This window comes from Kribbella sp. NPDC050124, assembly GCF_044460355.1.
Classification (GTDB): domain Bacteria; phylum Actinomycetota; class Actinomycetes; order Propionibacteriales; family Kribbellaceae; genus Kribbella.
On record NZ_JBITJU010000016.1, the window covers coordinates 48,343 to 63,067 of the forward strand.

Sequence of the window (14,725 nt, forward strand, 5' to 3'; positions counted from 1 at the left end):
CTACTCCCGCCGCGCTTGCAGCAGTACGGCGACCAGGAGCACACCGGCACCAGTGAGGCTGAGCGGCGTCAGGTGCTCGTGAAACGCGAGTACGCCGATCAACGCTGCCAGCAACGGTTCGATCAGGGCGATCACGGCTGCGGTCGAGGCACGGATTGCCCGAAGACCGGAGTAGAACAGTGCGTAGGCGAGTGCGGTCGGGACCAGGCCGAAGTACGCGAGCAGCGGCCAGCTGATCGGGGTCGGGACCAGACCGGTTGTCATTGCCAACGGCAACAGTAGGGTGGCGCCGGCGGCGAACCCGAGGAAGGAGCTAGTGATCGGGTCCTGCTGGTTGCGGTTGAGCAGCGTGTTCAGGGCGTAGCCGGCAGCCGATAGGAGCGAGCAGGCGATCCCGACGACCGCGCCGGATCCAGTCCCTCCCCCACCGGAGACGAGCAGCGCCAGCCCGACCAGAGCGAGGAGCAGGGTGCAGGTGATGCGCTCCCGAGCGCCGAGCGCGATCAGGAGCGGACCGGCGCCGAGAGCGATGACGGTCGCGACAGCGACACCGACTCGCGGAATCGCGGCGAAGTAGCCGAGTTGACAGACGGCCAGACCGAGGCCGCTCAGCAGGTAGCGCAAGGGCGATGCCGCGAGCTGCTGGACAATCGGACCGCGGCGGAGCAGGCGGCAAGCGAGGGCGAGCCACAAGGCGCCGCCGAGCAGTCGCCAGAACGAGACAGCTGTCGAACCGAGACCGCTGTGCTGGAACAGCAGCGCTCCGGTTGGCCCGCCGGTACCCCAGGCGACTCCGGCGAGGGCGACGTACAGGAGACCACGCGCCGACGACGGCGCGAGACGGTGGTGCATCAGACACTCCAGGGTGTTCGCATGAAGAGATCGGGGCGTCTGCGAACAGCCCGAGGAAGCCCAGGTCAGTCACCCGGGCACAGTGGGGTCGGCCGTCCGCTAAGCGGCGGCCGGCGGAGTGATGATTCGATGCACGGCCGTGACCTTAGCAAGGCGATCCCGGGGCCGCCGAGTTGTTTTCCGCTCAACCGGCTGACGGGTGATGGCTGCGGAGGTACTGTCGATGGATGTGGTGGCTGTTTGCCGCGCTTGGGGGCGGTGGGGTGGTGCTCGCGGGTCGCTATGTCTGGGACCGGCGGGCTGCGCAGCGCGGTGACGCGGAGGAGCTCGAAGAGGTCCGCAAACTGGCGGACGAGGACGTGACGCTGCTCGGGGAGGAACTGCGGCGGCTAGACGCCGGGGTGGCCGGGCAACCGCTTGATCCCGACGGGCAGGCGGACTATCAGGTCGCCCTCGACGCGTATGAAGCGGCACAGCGCGCGGTCCAGCGGATCCGGAAGGCGGACGACATCAGCAGTGTCACCGACGCCCTGGCCACCGGGCGCTACGCGATCGTCTGCGTGCAGGCGCGGGTCCGCGGCGAGCCGGTGCCGGAGCGCCGGGTGCCGTGCTTCTTCAACCCGCAGCACGGCCCCTCGACGACAGACATCGTCTGGACGCAGCCGAAGGTGGGCACGCGGACAGTCCCGGCGTGTGCGCAGGATGCGGCCCGGATCCGGTCCGGCGACGAGCCCGCGGTCCGGTTCGTCATCTTGGGGAGCCGGCGGGTGCCGTACTGGGAGGCCGGCGCCGCGGTCGCGCCGTACGGGCATGGGTACTTCGGCGCCGGGGCCGGCGCGAGCTACATCGCGTTGGCCAGCTTCGACCTCCCCAGCGCGACCTCCTGGGGCTCGGCCGGCCACTACACCGCGGACCACGACATGGGCGGCGGCTGGGCCGACGGCGGCGGGGGCGACGGCGGCGGGGGCGGCGGCGACGGCGGCGGCTGAGCCGAATGCGGCTACATGCGCAGGTGTGAGCCGCCGTTGAAGTCAAGCACGGTGCCGGTCGCGAACTCGGCCTCGGGTGAGGCCAAGTACAGGATCGCCGCCGCGACCTCGGACGGGTCGGCGACGCGTTCCAGCGGGCTCTCCAGCCGCCGCCGCTCGTAGCCCTCGCCGACCAGGTGCACCGATGCCATGTCGGTCGTCGTCCATCCGGGCGCGATCGCGGTCACCGCGATCCCCTCCGGGCCGAGCGCCCGCGCCAGCGACTGGGTGAACGACACGATGCCCGCCTTCGAGGCGCCGTACGCGGGCTGGTTCGGCTCGCCCCGGAACGCGCCGCGCGACGACACGTTCACGATCCGCCCGCCGCGGCCCATGTGCCGGACCGCGCAGTACGCGACGTTCGCCGGGCCGACCAGGTTCACCGCGAGCGTGTCGGCCCACGCCTGCTGCCATTCGGCGTACGTCGCCTCGCGAATGCGATGCGGGTGGTACACGCCGGCGTTGTTCACCAGTACGTCGATGCCGCCGAGAGCAGCCGCAGCGTCGTCGACCATCATCTGGATCGCCTCCGGGTCGGCGAGATCAGCGTGCGCCGGCACATGACCGGAACCCGGCAGTTCCTTCAGCACCATCGCCGCGGACTCGGCAGACGAGCCGTAATGCACCGCAACCCGGTCCCCCGCCGCCGCGAACGCCCGCGCCGCCGCCGCGCCGATCCCCCGTGAAGCTCCCGTCACCAACACCGCTCGATCCATGCCCCCGATCCTTTCATCAGGACCGTGGCTTGAAATCCCTGCGGTAGGCCTTCGAGGCGCGGGCCCACGCCTTCTTCGCCTCGGCGCGCAGGCGGGCGTCGGACCGTCTGGCCATGAAAGCCGCCTCGCGCTGGAGCTTCGTCCAGCTCTCGTAGCGGCGGTACGGGAGACTGCCGTCCTCGAGCGCCGCCCGCACTGCGCAGTCGGGCTCGGTGACGTGCGCGCAGTCCTTGAACTTGCACTGCTCGGCCAGCGCCGTGATGTCCGGGAACGCAGCCGCGAGACCTTCACCGGACTCCTGCAGCCCGATACCCCGCAACCCCGGCGTGTCGATGACGACTCCACCGCTCGGCAGCACGATCAGCTCACGCCGCACTGAGGTATGCCGCCCCTTGCCGTCGTCACGGATCTCCTGCACGTCCAGCAGCTCCACCCCGGCCAGTGCGTTCACCAGCGACGACTTGCCCGCACCGCTCGACCCCAGCAGCGCCACGGTCGCGTCACCTGCCAGCAGAGCCTGCACTGACGTCAGGCCGTCGCCTGTCGCCGCACTGCAGACCAGCACGTCAGCACCAGGCGCAGCCCGCGCCACGTCGTCCGCGATCGCGTCCGCATCACCGACGAGGTCCGACTTGGTCAGTACGACGACCGGTCGCGCACCGCTCTCCCACGCCAGCGCGAGGAAGCGTTCGATCCGGCCGATGTTCGGCTCCGGGTGCAGGCCGACCACGATCGCGATGACGTCGATGTTGGCGGCCAGCACCTGGCCCTTCGACGTACCGCTGGCTTCTGCCCGGACGATCGCCGTACGGCGTGGGCCCAGCGACTCCAGCGTGATCCGGTCGTCCGGCCAGAACCGCAGTACGGCCCAGTCCCCTGTACATGGGCCGGCCTGGGGGTCGTGGGCCATCGCGGCGAGCAGAGCACCGGACCAGGTCGCCCGGACCGGGCCGTCCTCGGTGAGCACCGTCGCCAGGCCTTTGTCGACGCGGGCGACGCGCCCCGGCACGAGGTCGTCCGGGACGGTGGTGAGGAATTCGGCCGTGGTGCTGTCGAGCCCCAGGGCCTGCAGTGTTGCGGACATGCGGCGAACCTTTCAGAGGGTCCGGCCGCGAGGTCAGCTCAGCGGACGGACAGTACGGGAGACGTCGGCCCGGTGGGCCCGGTACGAGCTCATGGCGGCCGCCTCCCTTCGAAGTCCTGGGGTCCTGGTCGAGGACCGGCTGGTGCCGTCAGCGTAGGTCGTCGGGGTCACTCTGCGCACCGGATTTTCCGACCGGCTCCGGCTTGCGCTCCATGACCTGCCCATCGGCGGCAGCCGTCCCCTCGGCTCTGCTCTTCCCGTCGGACTCGGCCGCCGGCGCCTTCGGCACGACGGGGGGCGGCTCGTCGACCGGCGTCAAGGTGTGCTCGTGGTGGTGCGGGTCGGGCTCGGCCTTCATCACCGGCTCGATCTCGTCCTCGGCGGCCTTGTCCGCCTTCACCTCGGCCTTGCCGGACGCCTCCTCGGCGGTCTTCTCCACCGCCCGCGCCTTGTGCGGCCAGAGCCGGTCGACCACCGCGTTCAGCGCCGCCCCGATCAGTACTGCGATCGCGGTCATGTAGAGCCACATCAGTACGGCGATCGGCGCCGCCAGCGGACCGTAGATCGAGGTCCCGCCGACCGTGCTCTGCAGGATCCAGCGCAGCACGAAGCTGCCCAGGATCCAGATCGACAACGCCAGGAACGACCCCGGCAGGTCCGACACCCACGGCGTCCGGACCGGCACCGACAGGTGGTAGAGGGTGTTCAGGAAGCCCGCCGACAGGATCGTGACCACCGGCCAGTACAGCTGGTTGAGGAAGTCCAGCCGGTGCGGGAGCAGCGCGTTCACCGCATCCGGGCCGGCCAGCACCAGCGGCAGCACGATCACGCCGATGACGAGGGCGGCGCAGTACAAGGAGAAGGACAGGGCGCGGGTCCGGACGATGCCGCGCTTGCCGCCCATCCCGTACATGATCGTGATGGTGTCGACGAACACGTTCAGCGCCCGGCTGCCGGACCACAGGGCGAGCACGAAACCGATCGAGATCACGTCCGGCCGGCCGCCGCTGAGCACCTGGTCCAGAGTCGGCACGATCACGCTCTGGACCGAGTCGACGGTCAGCGCCCGGGCGGCCAGGTCGGCGATCTGCTGCTTGATCTCGTCGATCGTCTCGGCCTCGAAGTACCGGCTGGCGATGTAGCCCAGACTTCCGGCCAGCCCGAAGATCAGCGGCGGCAGCGACAAGATGGCGAAGAACGCCCCCTCCGCGGCCAGGCCGGTGACCCGGTAGCGCAGGCAGACGCCGACGGTCTGGGTGAGCAGCTTCCAGGTCGTCGCCGGGATCTTGCGGACCCATGCCAATGAGAGGGAGCTCCCACCCGTGGGTCCTGCCCCAGAACGTGCCATACCGCTTACCGTACTGACATGGCGGACCCTTTCGCGGTAACGAACCAGGCCCCACCACTGCGGGGGGTGAACTTCTTCACCCGGGACGCGGCGCTCAGTGACGCTCTGCGTCCGTACGGCGGCGTCGCGGACGATCCCGGTCTGCGCCGGATCGGCGAGCTGGCCGGGTCCGAGGAGGCGCTCGCGCAGGCGTTGCCGGCGAACCAGAACCCGCCGGTGCTGCGTACCCACGACCGCTACGGGCACCGCGTCGACGAGGTCGAGTTCCACCCGGCGTGGCACTGGTTGATGGAGAAGGCTGTCGGCTTCGGGCTGCAGGCGGCGCCGTGGACCAGCGACGGGCCGTCGCCGCACCTGACGCGGGCTGCCGGGTTCTACCTGTGGTCCCAGGTCGAGCCTGGTCACGGCTGCCCGATCTCCATGACGTACGCCGCCGTACCGGCGCTGAAGGCCGACGAGCAGCTCGCAAAGGCGTGGATCCCGCAGCTCGCGTCGACGCAGTACGACGTCCGCCGGCTGCCCGCGGCGGACAAGGCGGGCGTGCTCGCCGGGATGGGGATGACCGAGAAGCAGGGCGGGTCCGACGTCCGGGCGAACCTCACCACGGCGACGCCGACCGGGAGTGACGGCGAGTACCAGCTGAACGGGCACAAGTGGTTCTGCTCGGCGCCGCAGGTCGACGTCTTCCTGGTGCTGGCGCAGGCGCCGGAGGGGCTGAGCTGCTTCGTGGTGCCGCGGGTGCTTGCCGATGGCAACCGGAACGCGTTTGCCCTGCAGCGGCTGAAGGACAAGCTCGGCAACCGGTCGAACGCGTCCAGCGAGGTGGAGTTCCACGGCACCGTCGGCTACCGGCTCGGCGACGAGGGCGCCGGCGTCCGCACCATCATCGAGATGGTCGCCGCCACCCGTCTCGACTGCGTCCTCGGCTCAGCCGCCCTCCAACGCCGAGCCCTCGTGGAAGCCACCTGGCACACCCACCACCGCTCGGCGTTCGGTGGCCTGCTCGCCGACAAGCCCGCAATGCAGAACGTGCTGGCCGACCTTGCGCTGGAGAGTGAGGCTGCGACCGCGCTGGGAATGCGGTTGGCCGCCGCGGTCGATGCCTCCGTCAACGGTGACGAGCAGGCGTCGGCGTTCCGAAGAATTGCTTTGCCGTTGGCGAAGTTCTGGGTTTGCAAGCGGACACCGTTCATGGTGGCGGAGGCGCTGGAGTGTTTGGGCGGCAACGGGTACGTCGAGGAGTCAGGGCTGCCGTTGTTGTTCCGGGAGTCGCCGCTGAACTCGATCTGGGAGGGATCGGGCAACGTCAACGCGCTCGACGTACTGCGGGCGCTCCGGCGACCGGAGTCGCTCGAGGCGTGGCTGACGGAGCTGGCCTCGGTCCAGGGCGCGGACCAACGGCTCGACGCCGCGGTGAACGACGTACTGCAAGCGCTTGCTGACATCGAAGGAGCCGAGGCAGGGGCGCGCCGGCTGGCCGCCCGGATGGCGTTGTGCCTGCAGGCTTCGCTGCTGATCCGGCACTCCACACCCGACGTCGCGGACGCGTTCGCGGCCTCCCGGCTGGCGAACGACTGGGGTGGCGTCTTCGGCACGCTGCCGAGGACCACACCGTTCCAGGCGATCGTCGAGCGCACGATAGGGTGAAGCGTCGCGACTGGCGCGCTGAGGTGGAGAACCACCGGGGAGCGAAGACCGTCGGCACCGTGCGCCTGGGTGCCTTCGACCCACTGCAACCGCAGGAGAGACAACGATGCCTCAATCCATCGACAACACCGCACCCTTCGATGCCGCCGCCGCATCGGCCGCGTACCGCAACGCGCTCGAGGTGATCGCCTCCGTCGAGCCCACGATCGCCGGTGCGATCAAGTCCGAGCTGGCCGACCAGCGCTCCTCGCTGAAGCTGATCGCGAGCGAGAACTACGCCTCCCCCGCCACCTTGCTGACGATGGGCAACTGGCTGTCCGACAAGTACGCCGAGGGCACCATCGGGCACCGCTTCTACGCCGGCTGCCAGAACGTCGACACCGTCGAGCAGGCCGCCGCCGACCACGCCAAGGCCTTGTTCGACGCCCCGCACGCCTACGTCCAGCCGCACTCCGGCATTGACGCGAACCTGGTCGCGTTCTGGGCGATCCTGGCGCAGCGGATCGAGTCGCCGGCGCTGGCCGAGGCCGGCGCGAAGCACGTCAACGACCTCACCGAGGAGGACTGGACCAAGCTCCGCAAGGCGCTCGGCGACCAGAAGATGCTCGGCATGTCGCTGGACGCCGGCGGTCACCTGACCCACGGCTTCCGGCCGAACATCTCCGGCAAGATGTTCAACCAGCACTCCTACGGCACCGACCCGGAGACCGGGCTGCTCGACTACGACGAGGTGGCGCGCAAGGCCCGTGAGTTCAAGCCGCTGATCCTGATCGCGGGCTACTCGGCGTACCCGCGGAAGGTGAACTTCGCGACGATGCGCGAGATCGCCGACGAGGTCGGCGCGACCCTGATGGTCGACATGGCGCACTTCGCCGGTCTGGTCGCGGGCAAGGTGTTCACCGGCGACTTCGACCCGGTGCCGCACGCGCACGTCACCACGACCACGACGCACAAGTCGCTGCGCGGCCCGCGCGGCGGCATGGTGCTGTGCCAGCCCGAGTACGCCGACTCCGTCGACCGTGGTTGCCCGATGGTCCTCGGTGGCCCGCTCAGCCAGACGATGGCGGCGAAGGCGGTCGCGCTGGCCGAAGCCCGGCAGCCCTCGTTCCAGCAGTACGCGCAGGCCGTCGCGGACAACGCGGTCGCGCTGGCCGACGGCCTCATGAAGCGGGGCGTCAAGCTCGTCACCGACGGCACCGAGAACCACCTCGTGCTGCTCGACGTCTCGTCGTACGGGATCACCGGGCGGCAGGCCGAGTCGGCCCTGCTGGACGCGGGCATCGTGACCAACCGGAACGCCGTACCGCGGGACCCGAACGGCGCCTGGTACACCTCCGGCGTCCGGATCGGCACGCCGGCGCTGACCACCCGCGGTTTCGGGGCCGACGAGTTCGACCGGGTCGCGGAGCTGATCGTGGACGTGCTGTCGTCGACCACGCCGACCACGACCTCGGCGGGTGCGCCGTCGAAGGCGAAGTACGTGCTGGCCGACGGTGTCGCGGACAAGACCAAGGCCGCGTCCGCGGAGCTGCTCGACAAGCACCCGCTGTACCCGGGACTCGAGCTGAGCTGACCGGCTCGAACTATCAGAACCTTGTGATAGTTGCGGTAGGGTGCGGCCATGCCGCACCCTGACCCGGCTCCGGAAGAGATCAGTCAGTTCGTCGAGCACTTCGCCGGCGTCCTGGCGAACAGCGGCGTGCCGACCATGTCCGCCCGGGTGATCGGGCGGATGCTGGTCAGCCCGACCGGCACGTTGACGTCCGCCGAGCTGGCCGAGTCCCTGCGGATCAGCCAGCCGGCGGTGTCCGGCGCCGTACGGCAGTTGCTGCAGGTCGGCTTCATCACGCGGGAGCGGATCCCGGGGTCGCGCAAGGACCACTACCGGATCCGCGACGACGTGTTCCCCGCGATCCTCGAGCGCCGCAACAGCGCGCTCGCCGAGTGGGAGTCGACGAGTCGCTCGGGGGCCGAGCTGTTCGGCCTGGACACCCCCGTCGGCCGCCGGCTGTGCGAGGCCGCGGACTACTTCGCCTTCATCCACAGGGATCTGGAGCAACTGATCAGGAGCTGGCGGGTGGATCACCCCCGATGACCCTGACCGGCCCGGAATGGCTCGGCAGCGCCGAGCGGATCGCGTTGGAGACCCGGATCATGCGCCGCCGGGTCCCGCTCTACAAGGCCGGAATCGCGGCACTCCGGCTGCTCAACCGGCTGACCGCCGTTCGGGGAGTGCCGAGGGCGGCTTCGAGGTCCTCGAGGGCGGACAGGGAGTGGGCGCTGACCACTGAGTCGCAGTACGGCCAGGCTGCGGCCATTCCCCCGACCAGTGGGCGGTAGCGCGGGCTTTGCGTTCGCGGGTTGGCCCAGACGATGCGATAGGCGATCCGGGACAGCCGCGCCAACTGCTGGCCGAGCCGGGCGGGATCACCTGTCTCCCAGCCATCGGAGATGACCAGGACCACCGCTCCACGGGCCAGCCCACGGCAGCCGTACCTGTCGTTGAAGTCCTTGAGCGCCGCACCGATCCGGGTTCCGCCGGACCAGTCCGGTGCAGCCGCCGCGGCGCGTTCCAGCGCGACCGTGGGTCGCGACCTGGCGAGCACCTTGGTAAGCCGGGTCAGCCGGGTCGCGAAGGTGAACACCTCGGCCCGTCGCCCACCCGCCGCGCAGTAGAGCAGTTGGAGCATCGCGCGGGCGTACGGCTCCATCGATCCGGAGATATCGCACAGTACAACGAGCCGCCGGTGGCGCTCGCGTCGCCTGCGCATGATCAGCCGGACTGGATCGCCTCCGGTACGTCGGGCATGCCGGAGCGTCGCCCGCAGCTCGACACGCGAGCCGTACGACGCCAGGCGGAACCGACGAGACTGGTAGGTGGGCGTGATCAGCGACAGCCGCCGCATCAGATCGGCGAGGGCCAGCAACTCGGCCGGCGAGAGTGCCGCGAAGTCGCGGGTGGCGAGCCGCTCGGTGGCGGTGGCCACCGCCCGAAACGGAACCTCGCCGGGCGGTCCGTCGTCGGGTCCGCTCTTCGTCGACGCGCCGCCGTGGAACCAGCTCGGCTGGTCAGCTCCGGATGTGCCGTGCATCGCCGGTGAGTCGCCACGGGGCTCGGGCAGAGGTACGGCGTTCGCGTCACCGCGACCGTCGGCAGGATCCGTCAGACCGCCGAACACGGCGGCGAAGACTCGGTCGAGTACGTCGATCTGCGCCGGATCGGACACCAGCGTCGCCAAAGCGCAGTGATAGAGCACGGCGCTCGTGTCCGGACGGACCAGGGTGATCGCCCGGGCGAAGCGTTCGCAGCGGTCCGGACCGACTGGCAGGCCGGCCAGGCGAAGCGCTGCTCCGAACCGGGCCACCAGAGTCGGGAGGTCAGCAACGGCGCCCGGCTCAGCCACCACCGACCACCTTGGCCAGGCCTACCGCCCGTACCGTGTCCTGATCCTCCTGGTACTTCAGCACCGCACCGAGGGTCTGTTCCGCGGCCGCGGCGTCGAACCCGTCCAGCCCGAGGACGTGCAACGCCGTCACCCAACTGATGGCCTCGGCGATCCCAGGCGGCTTCTGCAGGTCCAGTCCGCGCAGGCGCTCCACCGCGCCGGCCACCCGCTCGGCCAGAAAGTCCGCGGCGTCAGGCACCCGACGGCGGATGATCGCCGCGACCCGGCCAGTGTCCGGATAGCCGATCCAGTGGTAGAGGCATCGTCGCTTCAACGCGTCGTGCAGGTCGCGGGTGCGGTTCGACGTGAGCACGGCGACCGGCGGCAACGCCGCGCGCTGCGTGCCGAGCTCCGGAATGGTCACCGCCGACTCCGCCAGCACCTCGAGCAGGAACGCCTCGAACTCGTCGTCCCCGCGGTCCACCTCGTCGATCAGCAGCACCGCCGGCCGTGGCCCGGGATGCTGGATCGCCTGGAGCAGCGGCCGCGGCAGCAAGTACTCCGCACCGAAGAGGTCCGCGTCGTGCAGCACCTCGCCCCGAGCCTCGGCGAGCCGGATCGCGAGCAGTTGGCGCGGGTAGTTCCATTCGTACAAAGCCTCGGCAGCCGTCAGTCCCTCGTAGCACTGCAGCCGCACGAGCCGCGTGTCGAGCGCGGCGGCAAGAGCCTTGGCGGCCTCGGTCTTGCCGACACCCGGCTCGCCCTCGAGGAGGATCGGCTGTCGCATCCGGATCCCGAGAAACATCGCGGTCGCCAGCGGTTCGGCGGCCAGGTAGCCGGTCGCCTCCAGCCGGGCACTCAGCTCGGCGATGTCGGTCACCCCGGTGGCTGGGTCACTCATCGAGATAGCGCCCGGGATCGTCTGCGAAGGCCTGACGGCAGCCCGGGCCGCAGAAGTGCCAGACCTTTCCGTCGTGCTCCAGGCGCAGGCTCTCCGCCGTGACCGCGACGGTCATCCCGCACACCGGGTCGACGGCCTCGGTCGGCAGCACGGCCGGCACCGAGACCTGCCGCGCCGGCCGGGGCCGGGTGGCGATGATCTCGGCGAGCACCGACAACGCGATCTCCGGCGCCGCACGGGCCCCGATGTCCAGCCCGGCCGGGGTGTGCACGCGCGCCTTCTCGTCCTCGCTGAGGTCCAGTTCGGCGACCACCGCGTGGCCCCGCCGACGGCTGGCTACCAGGGCGACGTACGGAATGCCGGCCCGGACAGCCCCGGCGAGCACTCGCTGCTCGTGCCTGCCGTGGGACGCGACCACGACCGCGGCCGTATCCGCCGGGAACGGCTCCTCGGGGTCGCCGGTGGCGCGAACGTCGTACCCCAGCGCCTCCCCCACCTGGACCAGCGCACGGGCGATCGGCGCATCACCGAACACGTGGACGAGCGTCGCCGGGATCATCGCCTCCAGGAAGATCTCCAGGGTTCCGCCGGACAGGCAAGGGTTTCCGACGGTGACCAACCCGTCCTCGACCACCTCCCGCTCGTCCGCCGCCGGGGTGATCCGCAGCAGCGTCGACTCGCCGGTCTCGAGCAGCCGCAGCCCCTCCAGCCGGACGGTGGACTCGGCGCAGGTTCCGCCGACGAACCCCTCGAGCGTTCCGTCGGGCAGGAGCAGCGCACTGTCACCGGCCTTGGCACTGGTCGGGCGTTCCGCGCGGACCACGGTGGCCACGACGTACGGCGTCCGCCCGGACCGCAGGTGGTTCGCGCGAAGCTGCAGGTCGGATCGGGTCATCTCTCTGCACCGGCGTTAGGTGATGGCCAGGTCGGTGCGGAACGGCCGGCCCTGGATGGCGCGCCACACGTTGGCCGGGGTAAGCGGCATGTCCACGTGTCGTACGCCATGCGGCTGGAGCGCGTCCACCACCGCGTTGACGACCGCCGCCGGTGAGCCCACTGTGGCGGACTCCCCGACGCCCTTGGCCCCGATCGGATGGTGCGGCGACGGCGTGACGGTCTCCCCGAGCTCCCACGACGGGCACTCCATCGACGTCGGCAACAGGTAGTCCATGAAGGTCGACCCGAGATGGTTGCCGTCGTCATCGAAGGCCATCACCTGCATCAGCGCCATCCCGACGCCGTCCGCAAGGCCGCCGTGCACCTGCCCCTCGACGATCGTCGGGTTGATCCGCACCCCACAGTCGTCCACGGCGACGAACTTCCGCAGCGTGACCTTCCCGGTGCCCGGGTCGACGTCGACGACGCAGATGTAGGCGCCGAACGGGTAGGTGAGATTGGGCGGGTCATACACGCACGTCGCGTCCAGGTGCCCCTCGACTCCTTCCGGCAGCTCGAGCCCGGAGTGTGCGGCCATCGCGATCTCCTGGATCGTCCTGCCCTGGTCCGGATCGCCCCTCACGAACCATCGGCCCTTCTCCCACTCCAGGTCGTCCGGCGACACCTCGAGCATGGCGGAGGCAACGATGCGAGCCCGCTCGCGCACCTTGCGCGTCACCACGGCCGTGGCCGCCCCGGACACCGGCGTCGAGCGCGAGCCGTACGTCCCGAGCCCGAACGGCGTCTGGTCGGTGTCGCCGTGCACCACCTCGACGTCGTCCGGTGAGATGCCGAGCTCCTCGGCGACGATCTGGGCGAACGTCGTCTCGTGGCCCTGCCCCTGCGACTGCACCGAGATCCGCAGGACCGCCTTGCCGGTCGGGTGGACGCGGAGCTCGGCGCCGTCGGCCATACCGAGGCCGAGGATATCCATGTGCTTGCGCGGCCCCGCACCGACCGCCTCGGTGAAGAAGCTGACGCCGACACCCATCAACTCGCCGCGCTCCCGCTTCTCGGCCTGCTCCCGGCGGAGATCGGCATAGCCCACCATGTCCATGGCGAGCTGCAGCGCCCGCGGGTAGTCGCCCGAGTCGTACTCCCAGCCGGTCGGCGAGTTGTACGGGAACTGCTCCGGCCGGAGCAGGTTCTTCATCCGCAGCTCGGCCGGGTCCACGCCGAGCTCGGCGGCCAGTACGTCGACCATCCGCTCGACCAGGTAGACGGCTTCGGTAATCCGGAACGAGCACGCGTACGCGACGCCGCCAGGCGCCTTGTTCGTGTAGACGCCGGTGACGTCGCAATGCGCCGCCTGGAGGTCATACGAACCGCTGAACACGTGGAAGAAGCCCGCCGGGAACTTCGTCGGCTGCGCGGTGCCGTTGAACGCCCCGTGATCGGCGAGCACCTTGACCCGCAGACCGAGGATCTTGCCGTCCGGCGTGGCGGCGATCTCGCCGTGCATGTGGTAGTCCCGGGCGAACCCGGTGCTCATCAGGTTCTCCGACCGGTCCTCCACCCATTTCACCGGCTTGCCGGTCACGATCGAACCGACGATCGCGAGCACGTAGCCGGGGTAGACGGGGACCTTGCCGCCGAAGCCGCCGCCGATGTCGGGCGAGATCACCCGGATCTTGTGCTCGGGCAACCCGGCGACCAAGGCGTACACCGTCCGGTGGGCGTGCGGGGCCTGGGTGGTCGACCAGAGGGTCAGCTTGCCGGTGACCTTGTCGAAGTCGGCCACCGCCCCGCAGGTCTCCAGCGGCGCGGGGTGCACCCGGGGATACAAGATGTCCTCGGCAACGACCACCTCGGCCGACTCGAACACCGCGTCGGTCCGGGCCCGGTCGCCGGCCTGCCAGTCGAAGATCCGGTTGTCGGTCCGGCCCTCGAGGTCGTCGCGAATCACCGGGGCGTCCGGGTCGAGAGCGTGGCGGGCGTCGGCCACCGCGGGCAGCGGCTCGTAGTCGACGTCGATCAGTTCGAGCGCGTCGCGGGCGGCGTACCGGTCCTCGGCGACGACGAACGCCACCTCCTGCCCCTGGAAACGCACCTTGTCGGTCGCCAGCACCGCCTGGACGTCGTACGACAGAGTGGGCATCCACGCCAGGTTCAGACCTTCGAGCGTCTGGCCGGTGATGACCGCCTTGACCTTCGGGTGCGCCTCGGCGGCCGTCGTGTCGACGGACGTGATGCGGGCATGCGCGTACGGGCTGCGCAGGACGGCGCCGTACAGCATGCCGGGCAGTTGTACGTCGTCCACGTAGTTGCCGCGTCCCCGGATGAAGCGCGCGTCCTCCTTGCGGATCATCCGTCCGAAACCCATCGGCGTCCGCTCGCCGGTCGCGGTCATGTCGTCACCTTCTCGGCCGCGGGGTGCTCAGCGGCCCAGCGGACCGCCCGCACGATGTTCTCGTAGCCGGTGCAGCGGCACAGCTGACCCGAGATGGCCTCCCGGATCTCCGGCTCGGACGGCTCGGGGTTGTGGTCGAGCAGCCAGCGGGCGGTCATCATCATGCCCGGCGTACAGAAGCCGCACTGCAGGCCGTGGCACTCCACGAAGCCCTGCTGCACCGGATCGAGTTCCCCGTCGCGTTCCAGCCCTTCGACTGTACGGACCTCACGGCCGTCCGCCATCACGGCGAACACTGTGCAGGACTTGACCGGGCGGCCGTCCAGCCACACCACGCAGGTGCCGCACTGCGAGGTGTCACATCCCCAGTGCGTGCCGGTCAGACGCAGCGTGTCGCGGAGGAAATGGACCAGGAGCAGCCGCGGCTCGACATCGTGGGTGTACTCCTGCCCGTTGACCGTCACCGAGATCTGCATG

General features: G+C 70.2%; 13 protein-coding genes and 1 riboswitch. Of the genes, 4 read left to right on the top strand and 9 right to left on the bottom strand.

What is annotated here, in order from left to right; translation table 11 throughout:
• Complete coding sequence (locus ACIBL3_RS30435) at nt 1-852, bottom strand: DMT family transporter (protein ID WP_396357149.1); 852 nt, start codon at nt 850-852, stop codon at nt 1-3.
• Nucleotides 853-1,079: 227 nt separating this feature from the next.
• Between ACIBL3_RS30435 and ACIBL3_RS30440 the strand changes: the two genes are divergently transcribed.
• On the top strand, nt 1,080-1,841 hold the full coding sequence (locus ACIBL3_RS30440; RefSeq protein WP_396357150.1) for a hypothetical protein: 762 nt from the start codon (nt 1,080-1,082) through the stop codon (nt 1,839-1,841).
• 11 nt (nt 1,842-1,852) lie between these two features.
• Here the strand turns inward: ACIBL3_RS30440 and ACIBL3_RS30445 are convergent, their stop codons facing one another.
• The 3 genes from ACIBL3_RS30445 to ACIBL3_RS30455 form a co-directional block, all read right to left on the bottom strand.
• Nucleotides 1,853-2,596 (bottom strand): SDR family NAD(P)-dependent oxidoreductase, encoded by a 744-nt coding sequence (locus tag ACIBL3_RS30445; RefSeq protein WP_396357151.1) that lies wholly within the window; start codon nt 2,594-2,596, stop codon nt 1,853-1,855.
• A 16-nt stretch (nt 2,597-2,612) separates the two neighbouring features.
• Nucleotides 2,613-3,680 carry a ribosome small subunit-dependent GTPase A gene (gene rsgA, locus ACIBL3_RS30450; protein ID WP_396357153.1) on the bottom strand — a complete coding sequence of 356 codons (1,068 nt, stop codon included), beginning with the start codon at nt 3,678-3,680 and terminating at the stop codon, nt 2,613-2,615.
• Nucleotides 3,681-3,828: 148 nt separating this feature from the next.
• Nucleotides 3,829-5,028 carry a YihY/virulence factor BrkB family protein gene (locus ACIBL3_RS30455; RefSeq protein WP_396357154.1) on the bottom strand — a complete coding sequence of 400 codons (1,200 nt, stop codon included), beginning with the start codon at nt 5,026-5,028 and terminating at the stop codon, nt 3,829-3,831.
• A gap of 18 nt (nt 5,029-5,046) precedes the next feature.
• Between ACIBL3_RS30455 and ACIBL3_RS30460 the strand changes: the two genes are divergently transcribed.
• The 3 genes from ACIBL3_RS30460 (at nt 5,047) to ACIBL3_RS30470 (ending at nt 8,770) form a co-directional block, all read left to right on the top strand.
• Nucleotides 5,047-6,675 (top strand): acyl-CoA dehydrogenase family protein, encoded by a 1,629-nt coding sequence (locus ACIBL3_RS30460; RefSeq protein WP_396357156.1) that lies wholly within the window; start codon nt 5,047-5,049, stop codon nt 6,673-6,675.
• Nucleotides 6,672-6,753, top strand: a riboswitch (ZMP/ZTP riboswitch). (Overlaps the previous gene by 4 nt.)
• Before the next feature lie 28 nt (nt 6,754-6,781).
• Entirely contained in the window at nt 6,782-8,248 is a 1,467-nt protein-coding gene (locus ACIBL3_RS30465) for a glycine hydroxymethyltransferase (RefSeq protein WP_396357157.1), read from the top strand.
• A gap of 48 nt (nt 8,249-8,296) precedes the next feature.
• Complete coding sequence (locus ACIBL3_RS30470; RefSeq protein WP_396357159.1) at nt 8,297-8,770, top strand: GbsR/MarR family transcriptional regulator; 474 nt, start codon at nt 8,297-8,299, stop codon at nt 8,768-8,770.
• Between the two features lie 79 nt (nt 8,771-8,849).
• Here the strand turns inward: ACIBL3_RS30470 and ACIBL3_RS30475 are convergent, their stop codons facing one another.
• Genes ACIBL3_RS30475 through ACIBL3_RS30495 form a run of 5 tightly spaced genes read right to left on the bottom strand, consistent with a single transcriptional unit; the run spans nt 8,850 to nt 14,724 of the window.
• Nucleotides 8,850-10,079 (bottom strand): VWA domain-containing protein, encoded by a 1,230-nt coding sequence (locus ACIBL3_RS30475; RefSeq protein ID WP_396357160.1) that lies wholly within the window; start codon nt 10,077-10,079, stop codon nt 8,850-8,852.
• Nucleotides 10,072-10,962: an AAA family ATPase gene (locus ACIBL3_RS30480; protein WP_396357161.1), complete on the bottom strand. Its 891-nt coding sequence runs from the start codon at nt 10,960-10,962 to the stop codon at nt 10,072-10,074. The genes ACIBL3_RS30475 and ACIBL3_RS30480 overlap by 8 nt, the downstream gene beginning before the upstream one ends.
• On the bottom strand, nt 10,955-11,857 hold the full coding sequence (locus ACIBL3_RS30485; RefSeq protein ID WP_396357163.1) for an XdhC family protein: 903 nt from the start codon (nt 11,855-11,857) through the stop codon (nt 10,955-10,957). The genes ACIBL3_RS30480 and ACIBL3_RS30485 overlap by 8 nt, the downstream gene beginning before the upstream one ends.
• Nucleotides 11,858-11,872: 15 nt before the next feature.
• A complete protein-coding gene (locus ACIBL3_RS30490; RefSeq protein WP_396357164.1) occupies nt 11,873-14,248 on the bottom strand; it encodes an aerobic carbon-monoxide dehydrogenase large subunit in 2,376 nt (791 codons plus the stop codon).
• Nucleotides 14,245-14,724 carry a (2Fe-2S)-binding protein gene (locus ACIBL3_RS30495; protein ID WP_396357165.1) on the bottom strand — a complete coding sequence of 160 codons (480 nt, stop codon included), beginning with the start codon at nt 14,722-14,724 and terminating at the stop codon, nt 14,245-14,247. The genes ACIBL3_RS30490 and ACIBL3_RS30495 overlap by 4 nt, the downstream gene beginning before the upstream one ends.
• Nucleotide 14,725: the final 1 nt, after the last annotated feature.